Genomic DNA, 17,170 nt, shown 5'->3' with positions numbered 1-17,170 from the left:
AGTTTGACTATTATATGTAAGTTTTGTTATTATAAAGCTATATAAATTTATGAATATCTTATTATTCTAATTCTAGAATCAGTTAGAAAAGCATCTATACATGAATTTTATTTAAGCTATAGAATAATTATAAAAAGGTGGTAATATAATGGGGTTTGAAGTTGAAAATATGAATGTTCATTTCGATAAATGTGCTTCAGATTATGACAGGAATTTTTATGAAGATCTTGGTATGTGTGAGTTCTATGACGAGATAGAAAAACAAATTAATATCTGTGGAGAACCAAAAAGCATTTTAGTTCTTGGATGTGGGACAGGACTTGAAATAGAAAGAATTAAGCATTCAGCAACAGTTACTGCAATTGATATTTCATCTGGAATGTTGGAAGAGTTAAAGAAAAAGGAACTATCTTCTAAGGTAACATTAAATACTATCTGTAACTCATATTTTGATGTTTCCTTTGCTGATAATAATTTTGATCTTGTGCTTTCCACTTACTCTCTACATCACTTTACAGTACAGCAAAAAACTGAACTTTATAAAAAAATATATAAGTGTTTAAAACCAAATGCCTGCTTTATAAATGGTGATACTGTTTGTAATGACAAAGATACTGAAATTAACTTATTAAATAATGCGATGGACATATATGAAAAAAAGCAACTTCCTTTTGGAAGCATTCATATTGATGTTCCACTTGCATTAGATACTGAACTTGCTTTACTTTCCGATGCAGGTTTTAGCAATGTTTCAGTGGAAAGAAGATGGAATAAGGCTACTCTAATTAAAGTAGTGAAATAACAAGTGCAAAGTGATATTTTATGATAAGGCTTTATAGATATATTTTATAATAAAGATTTTTGAAGGGAACTTTTAGAATGAAGTTCCCTTATGTCTTTGTTAAAGTTTTCAAACAGAATAATACTTTTACTAATTCTGAACACGAAAAAGCATGGATTATAAGAGTGACCATTAATGAGTGTAAAGATTTTATGCGAAGTTTTTGGAAAAAAAGGTTCTGTTGCACGAGTGCAGTTACTCTGGCAATAGAGAATACTGAAAATAGAGAGGTTGTATCTTTAGTCTTAGAGCTTCCTGAAAAATATCGTAGTGTTGTATATCTATATTACTTTGAAAATTATAGTACAGCTGAAATTGCTAAATTGTTAGACAGAAAAGAAACAACAGTACGTACGCAAATGAAGAGAGCAAGAGAACTCCTTAAAAGAAAAATGATTGGAGGTTTTGATAATGAATAATAAATATATCGACGGAATGAATGAAATAAAAGTTGATGAAGAGTTTAAAAGAAAAATTATTAACAATATTGATCAGGACAATTCCCACAATAATTTGCGAGCTTTTACTTTTAAACCAATAGTTATAACTATGCTGGCTGTTTGTGCTTTCACTCTAGTTACATTCATTGGTATCCCTTTCTTTCAGAGTAATAATACTGCAAAGCAAGGGATAAAACAAAATGCTGCACTTTCACTATTTAATGGCTTTGAAATTACTACCTTTGCGAATACTGAAACTTCTGTAGAAATAAAACCCAATGTAGAGTTTGTTATTGGAAGATACAATCCAATAATGAGCAATGTGCCAGGGTTTCCATTAAGAATAACTTGCGATAAAGCAGAAATCATTAAACTAACAGTTACAGATGGAGAATTTTTGCTATGGGCTAATCCAATAGTCACTAATAAAGGAAGTACTTTAGAAATTAAATCAGGGGAGACTATTTACTGGACACCTATAAGTGAGAAGAGCAATAGTAGCATTCCTAATTGTACTCTTACTATTGAGGCATATAAAAATGATAGTAAGCTTGGCAGTAATACAATAAATATTAAGTCAGATAGCAATGGTAATTATTCAGGTATAGTATCAAAATAAAATCACATTAATATCCAAAGGCTAGATAATAAAACAAGAAAAAAGTATATTTTTTTATATGTAAAATTATTTAGTAGATATATACTATAATAAGATAAACTCTGCCAATTCGGAGAAAAGCAGTTTATAAAGGAGGATCTAACTACAAATGAACTATGTAAAATACTTACGTGATAAAATTGGTCATGATGTAATAAATCTTACAGGAGTAAATGTATTAATAATAAATGAAAATAATCAAGTTTTGCTTCAAAGAAGGGGAACATATCCATTTAAGTGGGGATTAATTGGAGGCATTACAGAGTTAGGTGAAGCTCTTGAAGAGACTGCAATCCGAGAAACAAAAGAAGAAACTGGATTGGATATTAAAGATTTAATCTTATTTGGAACGACATCAGGAGAAAATTGTTATATACATTTTCCCAATGAGGATAAAGCCTACTTTATAACTATAGGATATGTAACTAAAAATTTTAGTGGAGAGTTAAGTATTGATAATTTTGAAACTAAAGAATTAAAATTTTTTGGCTACAAAGATTTACCTAACAATATACCTAATAGTCATAGAATACTTTTAGATAAATATTTTAATGTTTAAACAAGCATTTTTACTATAAATATTTATATATTTTTATATAAACATATATTTAAGTATTAAAAGAGTTATATGCTAGTTAAACAATCTGTAAAAATAATAATTTATAAAATAAGGCAGGAATATTAATGATGAATGTAAACGAAGTATGTAAAATTATTAATCTTCAGGAGCATATCACAAAGGAAGTAATTAAATTTGATAAGAATTTTAATTATTCTATTATTCAGAAGAGTATCACTAAATTTCAAGATAGAAATACAAGAGAAGAGGGTAGACTAGAAATAAAAAATATTCTGGGAGAAGATGAAGATGGCGTCAAGATATTGTCATGTATGCTTTATTGTGCAGCTGAATGTTATGCAAAATATGAACAGCTTGGAATAAGTGATAAAATATTTACAGATACCATGAAATGTTTTACTAGGTTCATAAATGAGCATTATGAAAGTTATGGATACTATGCATTTGATCGTGATTGGTGGACTACAAGACAGATTTCGTTGCAGTTGCTTAGAATAGGGCAACTAGAATATGAGCTTGGGATTATGGATGGGGAAAAGACAGTAAAATTGCATATTCCATCTGATGCAGATATTACTCAAGAAAAATGTGATGAATCATTAAGTGAGGCAAAAAAGCTAATTGAAGCAAAATTTCCTGCTTACGCTAAATGTGAATGGACATGTTTTTCATGGTTGCTAAGTCCTGCATTAAAAAAACTTTTGACAGCAAATTCAAACATACTGAGATTCCAGAAAAGGTTTAGGATTCTATCATGTAATGAAGATGAAGATGAATTTTTAGAATGGGTATATAAAAGAAAAGATTATCCACTGAATGAACTTCCAGAGAATACTACACTACAAATAAATATGAAAAAATATTTATTATCTGGTGGCAAGGTTGGAGAAGCTTTTGGCATTATGAAGTTAAAATAATAGACTATATCTAGAACTTTCCTCATTGCTTGGAGTTATCTTTATTAAACAATTGGGAATGATTTTTACTTCTCAGCATAGTTGAAGTAAAAATCAACGAATATTGATAAATTATTTATAGCAATTACAAGATAGATTTAAATAAATATCTTGTGGTTGCTTTTTTCTTAAGCTATGTTAAAGAGCTGTGCTGATAGTATGCTTTTAGAGTATTGCAAATTAAATTTAAAAAGATATTGTTAATTTTTCACTTCATTGTTTGGAGATAACCTTAACATACAAGCAGGGACACCTGCCTCAAAAATAGAGTTGTCATATTCTATAAATCCAAAAGTTTCATAAAGAAGTTTTTCTTTTTGTAGAGGTTCTATATCTCCTTTCAATACATTTACTGTAATATGTTTTGAGCAATCCAATTGCTTTAATGAAAAATCAACTAACTTTGATCCTACTCTTACAAAATCAAATGCTTCAAATACTCCCAAGAAGGTTATTCTATTATAAGTTCGTGAAAAAGCAACTATTCCCATACATTGTTTTCAATTATCATTAATTGCCATGTATGCTTCATTTTTTTGTATTTTTGAATTCATGTATAAATCAAAACCTTCATAGAAAATGTTTAAATCTTCAATTAGATTTTGAACTATTTTATCTGCTTCATGAGCAAGATTAAGCCAAATTTCACAATCATCAAAAGATAATTTTTGAATTATTATATTATCCATGTTCGCTACTCCTAATAGTTTATTTGAACTACTATAGTCTACAGTTCATATAGTGGTCTAATTAATTATATATCATACGATTGTAAATTTTCAAATATTTAACACTCGTTATACATAAATCAATTTACTACAAAGCAAACTTCCTTGTTAAATATTTGTATTTATAAAGTTGTTTGGTATATAATTGAATAAATAGTAATTTGAAAGGAGGCTTATTATGGGGGAATTATCAAAGTTACCTAACATAGGAAAAGAAGTTGAAAGACAGTTGAATGAAGTAGGTATATTTACTTATGATGAGTTAAAAGATACTGGTGCAAAACAAGCTTGGCTCAGAATACAAGAAATTGATGCTTCTGCATGCATTCATAGGCTTCTAGCTTTAGAAGGTGCAATTCAAGGTGTTAAGAAAACAGAATTGCCGCAAGAATTTAAAGCAGACTTAAAAGATTTTTATAATTGTCATAAGATTTAATTTGTGTTAAAGGTTTAAAATTTAGAAATATATATAATTATTTATCAATAGATAATATGGAGGAAATTATGGAATTAATATGGGAAAAACTTTATAAAGAGGCTATGAAGGTAATAAACCCTCATGAAGTATCAAATGCTATGTGGGTTGGAAGTGTTGCTTCAGCTGTGCTAACAAAAAAAGGCAACATCTATACAGGTATTTGTATTGATACAAATGGTTCATTGGGAATGTGCGCTGAGAAAAATGCTTTATCAACAATGCTTACTCAAGGAGAAAATGAAGTAGTTAAAGTAGTTTCTGTCTATAAGGATGGAAAAGTGATTCCTTCTTGTGGAGCATGCAGAGAATTTATGATGCACCTTGGAAAAGATGCAGAAAATATTGAAATGTTACTTGATAATGAAGGAAGGACAAGCAGACTAATTGACTTACTTCCAGAATACCCAAGATATAAATAACCTTATTAATAAGATAGCAGTAGTTAAATTCTAATATATAAATGGAGGATTCATCATGGATTGTGGCTTTCAAAGAGAAAATGGATGGTTTAGATATAGAGCAGCAGCAATTATTATTGAAAATGGATGTGTGCTTTTTGCTAAAAACGAAATAGATGATTATTATTATTCTATTGGTGGAGGAGTGCATTTAGGAGAAAAGGCAGAAGATGCGGTAAAACGAGAAGTACTTGAAGAAACAGGTATAGAATACGAAGTTGAAAGATTAGTATTTATTCATGAAAATTTCTTTGATGGAACCGGATCATTGGATGGATTAAAGTGCCATGAGGTCGCATTTTATTTCTTGATGAAACCTAAAGGAACTCAAGAACTTAACAGTAATAGCTACTCACAAGGTGTTCGTGAATATATGCATTGGCTACCGATTGAAAAACTTAAAGATTATATAGCTTATCCAAGCTTTTTTGCCGAAAAATTGTTATGCATTGGTGATACTATTGAGCATATTGTTACCTGTGAGTAATTAAATTTGATTTATGGGGGAACTTTCAATGAGAAATATTGTGTTCCAAGAAAATATTTTTGAGCAACTGATGAATGAAGATGAGTTAATTCGTTTTAGTATGTTTTATGCAATACGTTCAACTAAGGAGTCTTTTATTGTAACAAATGATACTAATATAATTATAGGACAAGAACGTCCAACAGCTCCATTGTGGATATATATTAAAAATGATTTATCATCTGATGAGAGAGAAGACATTATTAAAATTATATGTGAAACACTTACACTTAATCCTTGTCTTAATATAGATGGAGAAGAAAAATATCTTAAACCAATACTTAGAGAAGTTTCAAACATTTCTGGAATTCCACTTAAGATAAACATAATCAAAAATTCATATGTTTGCCATAAACCTATTCACCCAAAAATGATTTATGGTGGTTTATCAGAGGCAACTGAAAATGACTTAGAAATCCTTACTATCTTCTCTAAGGATAATTGGGAAGATATTGGCTTTGGAATGCTTACGTCAGATCAAGCTAAGAAATTCGCTCAACGAAAATTAGATAATCCTGGTTTTCATGTATGGAGAAATGAAGATGCCAGAATTGTAGCAATGGCCACTGTACATAAATATATGAATGTTGCTATAACTGATGGTGTTTTTGCTGATAGAAATGAACGGAATAAAGGATATGCTAAATTTTTAATGTACAAAATCACAAAAGATTTGCTTAATGAAGGTTTTATACCTATGCTATATGCTGATCGTGAAAAACCAATTCCAAATCATATATATAAAAGCATCGGTTATGAATATTATGGTGAGATTGCTGAATATAGATTTTTCTAAATTATATCTAATATTTTCAACTAATAATAGAAGGTGTTTAGATTATGAGAGAAATACCGCTTTATAATTCTTTTGTTAAAATTGAATCAATTACAAAAGGTATGTCAAGTGATAAAAAATATTACATTGAAACAGTTGATGGACAACATATGCTGCTTCGTATTGCAGATGCATCTGAGTATGCTCAAAAAAGAACTGAGTTTGAAAACATGAAACATTTGGCTTCGCTTGGTGTGCCAATGCCATCACCCATTGATTTTGGTACTTGTGATAATGGTAAAAGTGTATATACATTAATAAGTTGGATTGATGGCGTTGAAGTTGAAACACTTTTGCCAAGCTTAACCCTAAAAGAACAATATATTTTTGGGGTAGAGTCAGGGCAAATTCTTCAAAAAATTCATTCAGTTCCTTTAACAACTATATGTGACAATTGGGCTGAACGATACTTTTCCATAATTGATCCCAGATTAGAAGCATTTCGCTCTGAGGGCATTCATTTTGAAGGAGATACTATTATTTTATATTACCTTGAAAGTAATAGAGATTTATTATGCAATCGACCACAGTGTCATCATCACGGTGATTATCATATGGGGAATATGATACAATCAGACACTAACCGTTTATCAATTATTGATTGGCATACTGTTGACTTTGAGGGTTACGGAGATCCTTGGTATGAGTTCAATCGTATTGGTATTAAATTTGGCAGATTTGCATCTGGACAGATTGACGGTTACTTTAATCATGATGTGCCAGAGAAGTTTTGGAAGTTGTTTGCTTATTATCTTGCAGCAAGTGCAATAACATCCATTGTCTGGGCTAAATATTTTGCTCCAGAAAGAATACAAGATATTTTAAAGATGAATACGGATATCTTGCATTGGTTTGATGATATGAAAAATCCTATTCCAACATGGTATCTACGAGATTTTTCTTAATTGAATAATGTGAGTTTAAATGTATCAGCTCGATTGCTTAAATGGAGAGATAGTTGAATATAAAGAACAACCTCAATACCAATACTTAACAGTAGCACCATCAGGAGATTTTATTGTAGCAGATTATTATGGTATTGAACTTATTAAAACAACAATAAAAGATATGAAGCTACTGGATAGCCCACTTAAAATGGATATGATTAAATTTTACAAATGGATTGATAACAAATTATTAATTGTTTGCGAAGAATTCTTAAACTGGAGTAATTCTGTAGAGCTTGAACTTGACTGAGATACTTTGGAAATAAGGAAAAAATAATTACAATTAGGAAGTGGTTCGCACTCTTCTTACAAAGCTATGTAAAGATTATTTTTATTTTGTGAGGTGGATTTAAATGGGAAATGTATATATTTTTAGAGGTAAAGCAGCAACAGGCAAGACAACATTATCAAATTTGCTTGGTCAAAAATTATCAATCCCTGTTTTCCGTAAAGACGATATTGTTGATGCTTTAAAAAGTAGTAAAAATATCGACAAAGGGATCATTAACAACGAAGTGTACTATAACATTTTATATAGAATAATTCAGACAAACCTCGATTTAAGCTCTAGTTTCATTTTGGATATTGCTCTTGGTGACAGGAACAATGCAAAGGCTTTTTTTGAAAGATTAGATTTTAAGGACAATGTTGTTTTTAAATTTTTTATTGATTGTAGTGATGAAAATGAATGGAAGAGAAGACATTTAAAAAGACTTGAAAATCCTTTGCTTCACCAATCATTTAAATCCTTAGAACACGTAATTGAGCATTATAAAAATGCAGATGTAAATCCATTTGAGGATGAATATATAATAGATAGTGCCGATTCATTGGAAAAAAATTTTGAACAAATCAGTAAAATCATCAGTTCATTCAAATATAAAAATGAAAAGATAGAAGATTACGAGCATAATATATAATTCACATTCTTCTTAAAATATGAAATAATGGACTTAAAAATATGTAAAAGAAAAATAGTAATTTGATGAAAGGATAAATTATGTATAAAGATATAAATTTAAACATTCATTATTCTGCACCTGAAGAAATATGGAATAAATTAAATGATGTTTATCAATCTATGCCATACTGGGCAGGAAATGATAATGAAGTAAAATGGATTGGGAAAGATGTTGATTTATGGGCTTCTGTTGAACCTAGTGGAATTCAAATCTCAGGTATAATGCCAGATTGTATTTGGAATGAATGGTATAGTAGTCTTAAACATAAATTGACAGAATCACTCGGATACGAAATTGGAGAACCAGAAGAAGGTTATGCTTTTAAATATTGGGAATAGATAAATTCAAATTAATAGAGGTATACCAAAATAAAATACATAAATATATAATTATGCGAGTGTTACAATGAAAAAAGTCATTATAGTAATAGTGGGTTTTTATTAAGTGAAACTTGATTTAGGTGGGATGTATTCCAATCTAAATCTTAGTTGAACTTATCCAGGCGCGTGAATCGGTTAGCAGATATCTCGAATCTATGATTAGATGATGATTGCTTACTCTGTGAGTACTCATCTGACTTTAGGGAGAGGAGTTTCATATAAAATTGGAGTGTTATGGATGCTAGATATCGGATAAATTATGAAATGGAGAGAATCAATATGGATGTTTATGAAATTAATGATACAAAATGTTTGGAAAAATTATTTGAAGGTTGGCAGGAAACATTAATTTGGTCATGTCTACAAGGCTGTATGGGAAGAGCATATGCGGACAGTGTTTCTAATCCTAAATCAGCTCAAATAGTTATAGGTGATTTTTGTTTTTTTGCAGGCGAGGTTAATAATGAACTTATACTAAATAAGCCGGATTATTATAAATCAAATTTTGTAATTATGATTCCACAACATAATGAGTGGAGCAAGCAGATTGAGCAGACATATAGAGAAGGTGCAAAAAAAATATCCCGTTATGCAATTAAAAAGGAACCTAATGTATTTGATATTGTAAAGTTAAAAGAAATAGTTGATAATATAAAGAAACCATTTAATATTCAGATGATAGATAGAGATATTTTTAATCAGATTATTAAAAATCCATGGTCAAAAGACTTATGCTCACAGTTTAAAGATTATGAAGAATATAAAAAACGAGGACTTGGCGCTGTAATAATAGAAGATGGAATTGTTGTTTCAGGAGCCTCCTCATATACTGTATATAACGAAGGAATAGAGATAGAAATTGATACTAGGGAGGATTATAGAAGAAAAGGGTTAGCATTGGTTTGTGGGGCAAAACTAATTCTAGAGTGTTTGAATAGAGGTTTATATCCAAGTTGGGATGCACACAACAAAGGTTCTGTGGCTTTAGCCGAAAAACTTGGATATCATTTTGATAAAGAGTATGTAGCGTATGAACTAATTAACTATTAATTTATATGAGAATTTTACGTAGTTTGTATATGTTAATAAATTATAATTTATTTTAGATAACTAGAGAAGACGAAGGAGTACTATATGATAATAAGAAAAGCTGAAATGAAGGATTTAAAGGAACTTTTAGAAATATATAATTATGAAGTAAAATATGGAGTAGCAACATTAGATTTGAAGCCAAAAACTATAGAAGAGTGGGAAGAATGGTTTTATATGCATAATGTTGATAACCATCCATTATTTGTTGCAGAACTGAATAACTGTGTTGCAGGATATGCTAGCCTATCTTCCTATAGGGAAAAAGAAGCCTTTAAGACTACAGTAGAATTATCTATATATATTAATGTGGACTATAGAAAAAAAGGGGTTGCTTCTGCTCTAATGAAGTTTATTTTGGATGAAGCTAAAAAGGATGACAAGATACATACAGTAGTTTCTGTCATTACAGCAGGGAATGAAGGCAGTCGTAAGTTGCATGAAAAATTTGGGTTTGAATTTTGTGGGACAATTAAAGAAGTTGGAATGAAGTTCGGAGAATATAGAGATATCGAAAATTATAGGTTAGGTGTGTAGTTTTCTTCATCTACTTAAGAGTGAGCCAGTTATGATAAAAAATAAAAGTTTACCTTATAGAATAACTTAATATAATTATGTATATAACAGCTGCAAGATAGAATAAATAACTATTTGGCAGCTGTTTGTTTTTATTCCTAAACCCATATGTTTTGAATTCTAATTACTATAGATCAACACTTTTCTAAGTATTTGCATTTATAAAGTTTCTTGGTATATAATTAAACAAATAGTAATTATAGGTGGTAATAGCATGATAATATTAGAAACTCAAAGGTTAGTTTTAAGAGAAATGACACAAGCAGATTTATCAGACCTTTGTAACATTTTACAAGATGAAGATGTAATGTATGCTTACGAGGGTGCATTTAGCGCTGGTGAAGTTCAAGAGTGGCTTGACAGGCAAATTAGACGTTATAAAGAATATGGCTTTGGCCTATGGTCGGTTGTTCTGAGGGAAACTGGTGTAATGATAGGACAATGTGGAGTCACAATGCAAGATTACAAGAACACCAAGATAATGGAAGTTGGTTATCTTTTTCAAAAACAATACTGGCATCATGGATATGCAAGTGAAGCCGCAATTGCCTGTAAAGAATACGCCTTTGATAAGCTGAATGCTAAAGAAGTATATTCTATTATTCGCGATACAAATATACCATCACAAAACGTAGCAATACGAAATGGAATGACTCGTATAGATGAATTTATCAAGCATTACCGTGGAGTTGATGTTCCTCATTTTCTATTCTCTACTAAGAAGATATTATGAGAATACCAAGTGCAACAAATTCTAAGTAAAATAGAATTAACCGCTAAAATTACTTTATAGATGATTACTTAAAGCATATCTTAAATGAGAAACCAATTACAGCAAGGCATAAAAAGGGGAGATATAGATGTTTGAATTCAAGGATTTTAATTATTTAACTGATGGGGAAATTGATTTAAAGATTGAAGAGAAAGCACCATCCAACGAAGAAAAGGATTATGTACCTGCATATAAATATAAAATCACTCTACATAATTCAGAGGATAACATAGGTACTATTGATATTCGAATCGGCTACAATGAGAATCTGTATTACGGTGGTCATATTGGTTATAGGATTGAAGAAAATTATAGAGGACATAGTTATGCTTCAAAGGCTTGTAAAATTATCAAAGACGTAGCAATTGCACATGGAATGAATACTCTTATAATAACTTGCAATCCAGATAACTTTCAATCTCGTAAAACTTGTGAAAAAGTAGGTCTCAAACTTAAAGAGATAGTAGATTTACCACCATATAATGAGATGTATGAAAATGGTGAACGACAAAAATGTATATATGAATGGATTTTAGAATAATTTAAGTAAATACACGACATATTATAAGGAGAAATAATAGTTATGAGAAAAGATCTAACAATAAGACCAGAAGAAGAGAACGATTTTGAAGAAATAGATAAGCTAGTTATTCGTTCATTCTCAGAAGGAACAGATTATTCAGATGGGCTAGATGTTGTAGCTTTAATTAAAGAAATACGTGCTAGTCAATACTATATTCCAGAATTATCATTAGTAGCTGAAATTAGCGGGAAAATAGTTGGACATTTTATGTTTTCACATTTTCCACTATCTACAAATGCAAAAATTGCAGACTATGATAGAAGTATCAAAAAAACAGAGACAGTAATGCTTGGGCCAGTTTCTGTTCATGCAGATTATTTCAGACAAGGTGTGGGTTCTACCATGATTAAATTAGGAATTGAAAAAGTAAAAAAGAAGGATTATAAAGGAATTCAAGTTGAAGGTAATCCTGCATTTTATAATACACTTGGTTTTATAACATCATCAAAGTACAATATTTATCCAACATGTGGATTTCCTATGCACGATCCTAACTGTATGATGTATCAAGAAACATATTCAGGTTCTCTTAAGGAAATTTCAGGATATATAATTTATGATATGTACAAAAATGCATAATTCCTAAGATAGTTATTGATATGTTAAAAGTACTCTACAATAGGAGGAAGTGTAATAAGGAGATTTAAGAACTTATGAACATAGATGTAGAAATTAAAAATAAATTAAAAAATGTTTATTTTATCAATGGTACTGCCTATGCTGGGAAATCAACTATTGTAAAAATGATAGCAGATAGATTAGGGCTTTGTTTTTGTGGTGAAAATTATAATCTTGATAAAGTTCTATCCAAAGTAACACCTAAAGAATGTCCTAACTTATGTTATTTAAAGACAATGAAAAACTGGACTGAGTTCGTATCTCGATCTCCAGAAGAGTATGGTGCTTGGATTACAGGTGGACAAGTTGAAATTACTCCTTTTGAAATTGAAGATTTAATAGAATTATCGCAGAATCAAAAGGTTATTGTTGATACTAATATCCCTGTGGAAGTTTTGCATAAAATATCAGATTATAATCATGTGGCTATCTTATTATCACCACAGTGTATGTCTGTAGATGAATTTTTTAATAGAAAAGATCCAGAAAAATTATTTATCCTTGAGCAAATAATGAAAACAGACAATCCTGAAATCACCTTGGAAAATTTCAAAAAATGTATTGAAAAAGTGAATAGTTTAGAACATTATAATGAATTTTTCAATAGTGGATTTAAATGTTTTATTAGAACAGAAAATAGCAATTTAGAGGATAGGTATAATCAAATTATTAAGCACTTTAATTTGATATAAAAATATTTTTACACTGGAGGGTTACTATATGAACAATAAAACAATGTTAATAATACTAAGAGGAAATTCAGGAAGTGGGAAAACCTCAACAGCCAAGGCATTACAAAGAAAATTTGGACATGGTACAATGCTAATTTCGCAAGATGTAGTTAGGCGAGAAATGCTATATGTAAAAGATGGAGTTAATACTGAAGCAATGCCCCTACTGCTTGAACTTGCACTATACGGAAAAAATCATTGTAATGTAGTAATTTTAGAAGGTATTCTAAATTCTAAATGGTATAAAGAGTTATTTGAAAGTTTAAAGAATGAATTCAAGGATCACATTTTTGCATATTACTTCGATCTCCCTTTTGAAGAAACTTTAAATCGTCATCAACATAAATCTAATGCACACGAATTTGGAGAAAAAGAGATGAGGGAGTGGTGGAATGAAAAAGATTTGTTAGATATTATTCCAGAAATATGCCTACATAAAGATTTAAGTTTAAATGAGACTATTGATATGATCTATAATGATGTTATTAATGAAAGAAGGAATTAACGTAATATCTGTTTATTCTACTCCAGAAAAGGATGATCTAGTGTTACTATTTAAGGCGAAAATTAAAGGACAAGTTGATTGGCAACCTGATGATGAAATACAACAGATAAGCTTCTTTGAAAAGAATAATCTACCTACTCAAATTCATCCGAGGAATATAAAAAGAATTAATGATGCCTATGAAAACAAAACAAGTAATTTATGTATTTTTGAATAAAAGAAAATATTATTACAAATGTATCCTATATTAACTACTTGACTAGCATTCTATACCAATCTCTAGATAATTGCTCTTGAATTTATACACTTATTGGGAATATAATCAAATTAATAGGATTATGATTGCTATAAAATAAGCAATAATTTGTGGAGGGAAAAATGTTAAAAGATAGTTCAACTGAATGTTGGGGTCAGGTAAATGTACTTGAATTTATTGAAAAATCACAAACAAATGATTTTAGGATACATTATATAATGCCGTATACATTAGAAAAGTTAGGAGATGTCAGCGGAAAATATATTCTTGATTTAGGATGTGGAGAAGGTGGATATTCCAGAGCATTAGCAAATGAAGGAGCAATTGTCACGTCTGCAGACTGTTCAGAAGCTTTTATAGAATATGCAAAAAATAAGGCAAATGAAGATGGTTTAAAGATTGAGCATTGTGTCCTTAATGCAAATACTCTAAATGGAATTAAGGATAATTATTATGATATAGTTCTTTGTGCCATGATGTTAATGGATGTTGAAGATTTAGATGGAACCTTAAGAGAAATTTATCGTGCTTTAAAACCAAATGGAAGGGTCTTCATTTCTATATTGCATCCTTGTTTCAAGGGAAAAGAAACTAAATGGATAAAGAATAACAACAACATAGAAGTACTTGTTTCTGATTATCATAATTCAAAGGAATGGATTGGAGAGATTAAAGGTCTGAATGCTCCAATTTTATATAGGCATAGGACTATGTCAGACTATATAAAAGCATTTGTAAAAAATGGATTTAGAATAACTGACATGAATGAACCAATTCCAACAGAAGAGCAAGCGCAGATGTCACCAAGAGTTGCTTGGTTAAAAAAAATACCAATGTATTTGTTCATAGAGTTAGAAAAGTAAATTCAATTTCAATAGGAGGAAAAGTATGCAAATAAAAATTAAAAGAAGTAGATATGATATCGTCATTAATTTTTTAAGTTTATTATCCTTAGTTGGAACAATTATTTTTTTGATTATTTCATGGAATACAATTCCTGATCAAATACCTCAACATTATAATGCTGTTGGTGAGATTGATAAAATAACAACTAAAAGTTCTTTGATTGTGCTTTTAGCTGTTGGATGGATTTTGTTTATTGGATTATGCATTATAGAAAAGTTTCCTCAAATATGTAATACAGGAATAGAAGTAACTGAACAAAACAAAGAAAAAGTATATAGAATTTTAAAGAACATGCTAGGAACTATAAAACTATTAATAGCCTTAGTATTTTCGTATTTGACTTTATACTCAACCAATGTAAAAAATCTATCCCATCTATTTCTACCAACCTTTTTAGTTTTAGTATTTGGCTCTATTACATTTTTTATAATTCAACTAGTGAAAGTAAAGTAAACAAATTTGAACTTATAGAAAATTTGAATTAGAAGTTATTACAATCAGCTTTGTAATCGCCTCTAATTCATTTTTTTACTCATAGTATATAAAATTCAACTGGTATCTATAGAAAAAATACATAGATTTAATCAATATAGAACACCAAACATCATTTATTTGATGGAGGAATAATAAAACTATCATTCACGCCATATTTTTTTAAGATTTCAGAAAAGGTTTTATCTCTCTTCAATTCATCAACTTTTTCATTTACTGCATTTAATAAGTTTGTATCCTCATGTCTAATTCCTGCTGCAGTTTCACCTGGAATGTCTGGCTTAGCTGGATCTTCATATAATTCTCTTAGCAGTAGTGTTTTATTTTGTTGTAGTAGATATGGAAAATTGATAGCATCACTTATACCTGCAGGTATTTTTCCTGAATTTATTGCTGATAATAATTCTTGTTGACTTGGAAAGAGTACAAAATCTTTTATTCTACCTTCTTGTTTTAAATTTTCAGCAAAGGCTACATCAACAGTACCTGACTGCACTCCTATAACCTCATTTTTCAACTCCTCCTTAAACTGTAGTTTTGAAAACTTAGGTACAACAAAAACATCGTAATCTTTATACCATGGATTTGTAAAGGATACAATTTTTTTACGTTCATCAGTAATATAGGTTGCATCAACTATCATGTCAATTTCATCATCTTGTTGTATTTCAGTAAATAATTTATCAAACGGAACATATTTCATTTGTACTTTATTAATACCAAGACGTTTTGCAACTTCAGTTATAATGTCTCCATCTATACCTGTAAGCTCTCCTGTATTTGAATCTATAAAACTATATGGTGGATTATTAGATGAGGATATTGTTAATACTCCCTTCTTTTTAATTCTCTCTAATCTATCAGTTTTAGGTGCATTAATAAACCATGGATTATTACTAACTTTTGCATTACATATATAAGTGATACCAATACAATCAACAAGAAGAATGCTCAAAATCAATAAAAATACATAAAATTTTTTCATAATATATTTCCTCCCCAGTGAGGCTATTTGCTTAATAATTTCAAATTTTAACCTTTTTAGATTATATATGAAAATTTTGTAATATGAATTCGGTGTTTTTAACTAAAATCCATATACGTTAGTGCAGTTCAAAATTATATATAGTTATTATTTATAATTTTATTCTAAACTATTCAATTTCTAATTATTGGTAGATTTGCAATTAGACTATAACAAAAGCCTGTTTTGTCAAACATTTGTATTTATATGACTATTTAGTATATAATTAAACAAATAGCACTTGAAGGGGAGATTATAATGGTTTTATTAGTAGTTGATGCACAAAAATTAATAACAAATGAAAAATTATTTAAGTTTGATGGCTTTGTATCTAATGTTAAAAAGGTAATAGCTACTGCCAGGGAAAACAATATTGAAGTAATATATGTACGCCATGATGATGGAGTTGGAAGTGAATTAACAAAAGGAAATGATGGCTTTGAAATATATGAAGAGTTTCAGCCAATGAAGAACGAAAAAATATTTGATAAACAAGTTAATAGTGCTTTTAGAGGGACAGGCTTGTTAGAGCACTTAACAGACAAAGGTGAGAAAAATCTAATAATTGTTGGACTTCAAACAGATTATTGCATTGATGCAACAATAAAATGCGGATTTGAACATGGGTTTAACATAATAGTCCCTGCATATACAAATTCAACAGATGATAATGAATTTATGACAGCAGAGCAAAGCTATAAATACTATAATGAATTTATGTGGAATGGCAGATATGCAGAATGCATTTCTATAGAGGAGACAATAAAAAGAATAAAAGGCTAGCAAATGTGAACATTTTGTAAAATGCTTATCTTGACTACATATAGTA

The 17,170-nt window shown here is 29.6% G+C and carries 27 protein-coding genes; 24 read left to right on the top strand and 3 right to left on the bottom strand.

Features of this window, described 5'->3' with window-relative positions:
* Positions 1-148 precede the first annotated feature (148 nt).
* The 5 genes from OCU47_RS08650 (at position 149) to OCU47_RS08630 (ending at position 3,436) form a co-directional block, all read left to right on the top strand.
* Positions 149-802, top strand: coding sequence for a class I SAM-dependent methyltransferase (locus tag OCU47_RS08650; protein WP_261828199.1), 654 nt, complete (start codon positions 149-151; stop codon positions 800-802).
* A 77-nt stretch (positions 803-879) separates the two neighbouring features.
* Entirely contained in the window at positions 880-1,260 is a 381-nt protein-coding gene (locus OCU47_RS08645) for a sigma-70 family RNA polymerase sigma factor (protein ID WP_261828198.1), read from the top strand.
* Positions 1,253-1,900 carry a hypothetical protein gene (locus OCU47_RS08640; RefSeq protein WP_261828197.1) on the top strand — a complete coding sequence of 216 codons (648 nt, stop codon included), beginning with the start codon at positions 1,253-1,255 and terminating at the stop codon, positions 1,898-1,900. Before OCU47_RS08645 ends, OCU47_RS08640 begins: the two co-directional genes overlap by 8 nt.
* A 148-nt stretch (positions 1,901-2,048) precedes the next feature.
* Complete coding sequence (locus OCU47_RS08635) at positions 2,049-2,498, top strand: NUDIX hydrolase (RefSeq protein WP_261828196.1); 450 nt, start codon at positions 2,049-2,051, stop codon at positions 2,496-2,498.
* Between the two features lie 125 nt (positions 2,499-2,623).
* On the top strand, positions 2,624-3,436 hold the full coding sequence (locus OCU47_RS08630; protein WP_261828195.1) for an acyltransferase domain-containing protein: 813 nt from the start codon (positions 2,624-2,626) through the stop codon (positions 3,434-3,436).
* Between the two features lie 239 nt (positions 3,437-3,675).
* On the opposite strand, the gene OCU47_RS08625 is transcribed toward OCU47_RS08630, so the two are convergent.
* Entirely contained in the window at positions 3,676-3,966 is a 291-nt protein-coding gene (locus OCU47_RS08625; protein ID WP_261828194.1) for a hypothetical protein, read from the bottom strand.
* Positions 3,967-3,975: 9 nt separating this feature from the next.
* The gene (locus OCU47_RS08620) at positions 3,976-4,164 is read right to left on the bottom strand and encodes a hypothetical protein (RefSeq protein ID WP_261828193.1); all 189 of its coding nucleotides are present in this window, start codon (positions 4,162-4,164) and stop codon (positions 3,976-3,978) included.
* 217 nt (positions 4,165-4,381) lie between these two features.
* Between OCU47_RS08620 and OCU47_RS08615 the strand changes: the two genes are divergently transcribed.
* The 18 genes from OCU47_RS08615 (at position 4,382) to OCU47_RS08530 (ending at position 15,278) form a co-directional block, all read left to right on the top strand.
* Positions 4,382-4,639, top strand: a complete 258-nt coding sequence (locus tag OCU47_RS08615) for a TfoX/Sxy family protein (RefSeq protein ID WP_261828192.1) — start codon at positions 4,382-4,384, stop codon at positions 4,637-4,639.
* A gap of 68 nt (positions 4,640-4,707) precedes the next feature.
* A complete protein-coding gene (locus OCU47_RS08610; protein WP_261828191.1) occupies positions 4,708-5,100 on the top strand; it encodes a cytidine deaminase family protein in 393 nt (130 codons plus the stop codon).
* A 55-nt stretch (positions 5,101-5,155) separates the two neighbouring features.
* A complete protein-coding gene (locus OCU47_RS08605; protein ID WP_261828190.1) occupies positions 5,156-5,626 on the top strand; it encodes an NUDIX hydrolase in 471 nt (156 codons plus the stop codon).
* Positions 5,627-5,654: 28 nt separating this feature from the next.
* Positions 5,655-6,461 (top strand): GNAT family N-acetyltransferase, encoded by an 807-nt coding sequence (locus OCU47_RS08600; RefSeq protein ID WP_261828189.1) that lies wholly within the window; start codon positions 5,655-5,657, stop codon positions 6,459-6,461.
* 44 nt (positions 6,462-6,505) lie between these two features.
* Positions 6,506-7,405 (top strand): aminoglycoside phosphotransferase family protein, encoded by a 900-nt coding sequence (locus OCU47_RS08595; protein WP_261828188.1) that lies wholly within the window; start codon positions 6,506-6,508, stop codon positions 7,403-7,405.
* 19 nt (positions 7,406-7,424) lie between these two features.
* Positions 7,425-7,697, top strand: a complete 273-nt coding sequence (locus OCU47_RS08590) for a hypothetical protein (protein ID WP_261828187.1) — start codon at positions 7,425-7,427, stop codon at positions 7,695-7,697.
* A gap of 103 nt (positions 7,698-7,800) precedes the next feature.
* Entirely contained in the window at positions 7,801-8,367 is a 567-nt protein-coding gene (locus OCU47_RS08585; protein ID WP_261828186.1) for a P-loop nucleotide/nucleoside kinase family protein, read from the top strand.
* A gap of 80 nt (positions 8,368-8,447) precedes the next feature.
* Positions 8,448-8,747 carry a hypothetical protein gene (locus OCU47_RS08580; protein ID WP_261828185.1) on the top strand — a complete coding sequence of 100 codons (300 nt, stop codon included), beginning with the start codon at positions 8,448-8,450 and terminating at the stop codon, positions 8,745-8,747.
* A 321-nt stretch (positions 8,748-9,068) separates the two neighbouring features.
* Positions 9,069-9,839, top strand: coding sequence for a GNAT family N-acetyltransferase (locus tag OCU47_RS08575; RefSeq protein WP_261828184.1), 771 nt, complete (start codon positions 9,069-9,071; stop codon positions 9,837-9,839).
* Positions 9,840-9,923: 84 nt separating this feature from the next.
* Complete coding sequence (locus tag OCU47_RS08570; protein ID WP_261828183.1) at positions 9,924-10,415, top strand: GNAT family N-acetyltransferase; 492 nt, start codon at positions 9,924-9,926, stop codon at positions 10,413-10,415.
* 256 nt (positions 10,416-10,671) lie between these two features.
* Positions 10,672-11,187, top strand: coding sequence for a GNAT family N-acetyltransferase (locus OCU47_RS08565; RefSeq protein ID WP_261830604.1), 516 nt, complete (start codon positions 10,672-10,674; stop codon positions 11,185-11,187).
* Positions 11,188-11,314: 127 nt separating this feature from the next.
* Entirely contained in the window at positions 11,315-11,767 is a 453-nt protein-coding gene (locus tag OCU47_RS08560) for a GNAT family N-acetyltransferase (protein ID WP_261828182.1), read from the top strand.
* A gap of 42 nt (positions 11,768-11,809) precedes the next feature.
* Positions 11,810-12,388 carry a GNAT family N-acetyltransferase gene (locus OCU47_RS08555; RefSeq protein WP_261828181.1) on the top strand — a complete coding sequence of 193 codons (579 nt, stop codon included), beginning with the start codon at positions 11,810-11,812 and terminating at the stop codon, positions 12,386-12,388.
* A gap of 74 nt (positions 12,389-12,462) precedes the next feature.
* On the top strand, positions 12,463-13,119 hold the full coding sequence (locus OCU47_RS08550; protein ID WP_261828180.1) for a hypothetical protein: 657 nt from the start codon (positions 12,463-12,465) through the stop codon (positions 13,117-13,119).
* 28 nt (positions 13,120-13,147) lie between these two features.
* Positions 13,148-13,663, top strand: coding sequence for a kinase (locus OCU47_RS08545; RefSeq protein ID WP_261828179.1), 516 nt, complete (start codon positions 13,148-13,150; stop codon positions 13,661-13,663).
* Positions 13,647-13,880 (top strand): hypothetical protein, encoded by a 234-nt coding sequence (locus OCU47_RS08540; RefSeq protein WP_261828178.1) that lies wholly within the window; start codon positions 13,647-13,649, stop codon positions 13,878-13,880. Before OCU47_RS08545 ends, OCU47_RS08540 begins: the two co-directional genes overlap by 17 nt.
* Positions 13,881-14,041: 161 nt before the next feature.
* Positions 14,042-14,782, top strand: a complete 741-nt coding sequence (locus OCU47_RS08535) for a class I SAM-dependent methyltransferase (protein ID WP_261828177.1) — start codon at positions 14,042-14,044, stop codon at positions 14,780-14,782.
* A 25-nt stretch (positions 14,783-14,807) separates the two neighbouring features.
* Entirely contained in the window at positions 14,808-15,278 is a 471-nt protein-coding gene (locus OCU47_RS08530; protein WP_261828176.1) for a DUF1648 domain-containing protein, read from the top strand.
* 151 nt (positions 15,279-15,429) lie between these two features.
* On the opposite strand, the gene OCU47_RS08525 is transcribed toward OCU47_RS08530, so the two are convergent.
* Complete coding sequence (locus tag OCU47_RS08525; RefSeq protein ID WP_261828175.1) at positions 15,430-16,302, bottom strand: ABC transporter substrate-binding protein; 873 nt, start codon at positions 16,300-16,302, stop codon at positions 15,430-15,432.
* Positions 16,303-16,599: 297 nt separating this feature from the next.
* Between OCU47_RS08525 and OCU47_RS08520 the strand changes: the two genes are divergently transcribed.
* Positions 16,600-17,124, top strand: coding sequence for a cysteine hydrolase family protein (locus OCU47_RS08520; RefSeq protein WP_261828174.1), 525 nt, complete (start codon positions 16,600-16,602; stop codon positions 17,122-17,124).
* Positions 17,125-17,170: the final 46 nt, after the last annotated feature.

It is taken from the genome of Clostridium sp. TW13, assembly GCF_024345225.1.
In the GTDB taxonomy this organism is placed as follows: Bacteria; Bacillota; Clostridia; order Clostridiales; family Clostridiaceae; genus Inconstantimicrobium; species Inconstantimicrobium mannanitabidum.
This window is presented reverse-complemented; position numbering and strand designations above follow the sequence as displayed.

Bases quoted from the DNA above. Each gene is read 5' to 3' on its own strand.
- OCU47_RS08650 (WP_261828199.1), top strand. From the start codon at position 149: ATGGGGTTTGAAGTTGAAAATATGAATGTTCATTTCGATAAATGTGCT.
- OCU47_RS08645 (WP_261828198.1), top strand. From the start codon at position 880: ATGAAGTTCCCTTATGTCTTTGTTAAAGTTTTCAAACAGAATAATACT.
- OCU47_RS08640 (WP_261828197.1), top strand. From the start codon at position 1,253: ATGAATAATAAATATATCGACGGAATGAATGAAATAAAAGTTGATGAA.
- OCU47_RS08635 (WP_261828196.1), top strand. From the start codon at position 2,049: ATGAACTATGTAAAATACTTACGTGATAAAATTGGTCATGATGTAATA.
- OCU47_RS08630 (WP_261828195.1), top strand. From the start codon at position 2,624: ATGATGAATGTAAACGAAGTATGTAAAATTATTAATCTTCAGGAGCAT.
- OCU47_RS08625 (WP_261828194.1), bottom strand. From the start codon at position 3,966: ATGGGAATAGTTGCTTTTTCACGAACTTATAATAGAATAACCTTCTTG.
- OCU47_RS08620 (WP_261828193.1), bottom strand. From the start codon at position 4,164: ATGGATAATATAATAATTCAAAAATTATCTTTTGATGATTGTGAAATT.
- OCU47_RS08615 (WP_261828192.1), top strand. From the start codon at position 4,382: ATGGGGGAATTATCAAAGTTACCTAACATAGGAAAAGAAGTTGAAAGA.
- OCU47_RS08610 (WP_261828191.1), top strand. From the start codon at position 4,708: ATGGAATTAATATGGGAAAAACTTTATAAAGAGGCTATGAAGGTAATA.
- OCU47_RS08605 (WP_261828190.1), top strand. From the start codon at position 5,156: ATGGATTGTGGCTTTCAAAGAGAAAATGGATGGTTTAGATATAGAGCA.
- OCU47_RS08600 (WP_261828189.1), top strand. From the start codon at position 5,655: ATGAGAAATATTGTGTTCCAAGAAAATATTTTTGAGCAACTGATGAAT.
- OCU47_RS08595 (WP_261828188.1), top strand. From the start codon at position 6,506: ATGAGAGAAATACCGCTTTATAATTCTTTTGTTAAAATTGAATCAATT.
- OCU47_RS08590 (WP_261828187.1), top strand. From the start codon at position 7,425: ATGTATCAGCTCGATTGCTTAAATGGAGAGATAGTTGAATATAAAGAA.
- OCU47_RS08585 (WP_261828186.1), top strand. From the start codon at position 7,801: ATGGGAAATGTATATATTTTTAGAGGTAAAGCAGCAACAGGCAAGACA.
- OCU47_RS08580 (WP_261828185.1), top strand. From the start codon at position 8,448: ATGTATAAAGATATAAATTTAAACATTCATTATTCTGCACCTGAAGAA.
- OCU47_RS08575 (WP_261828184.1), top strand. From the start codon at position 9,069: ATGGATGTTTATGAAATTAATGATACAAAATGTTTGGAAAAATTATTT.
- OCU47_RS08570 (WP_261828183.1), top strand. From the start codon at position 9,924: ATGATAATAAGAAAAGCTGAAATGAAGGATTTAAAGGAACTTTTAGAA.
- OCU47_RS08560 (WP_261828182.1), top strand. From the start codon at position 11,315: ATGTTTGAATTCAAGGATTTTAATTATTTAACTGATGGGGAAATTGAT.
- OCU47_RS08555 (WP_261828181.1), top strand. From the start codon at position 11,810: ATGAGAAAAGATCTAACAATAAGACCAGAAGAAGAGAACGATTTTGAA.
- OCU47_RS08550 (WP_261828180.1), top strand. From the start codon at position 12,463: ATGAACATAGATGTAGAAATTAAAAATAAATTAAAAAATGTTTATTTT.
- OCU47_RS08545 (WP_261828179.1), top strand. From the start codon at position 13,148: ATGAACAATAAAACAATGTTAATAATACTAAGAGGAAATTCAGGAAGT.
- OCU47_RS08540 (WP_261828178.1), top strand. From the start codon at position 13,647: ATGAAAGAAGGAATTAACGTAATATCTGTTTATTCTACTCCAGAAAAG.
- OCU47_RS08535 (WP_261828177.1), top strand. From the start codon at position 14,042: ATGTTAAAAGATAGTTCAACTGAATGTTGGGGTCAGGTAAATGTACTT.
- OCU47_RS08530 (WP_261828176.1), top strand. From the start codon at position 14,808: ATGCAAATAAAAATTAAAAGAAGTAGATATGATATCGTCATTAATTTT.
- OCU47_RS08525 (WP_261828175.1), bottom strand. From the start codon at position 16,302: ATGAAAAAATTTTATGTATTTTTATTGATTTTGAGCATTCTTCTTGTT.
- OCU47_RS08520 (WP_261828174.1), top strand. From the start codon at position 16,600: ATGGTTTTATTAGTAGTTGATGCACAAAAATTAATAACAAATGAAAAA.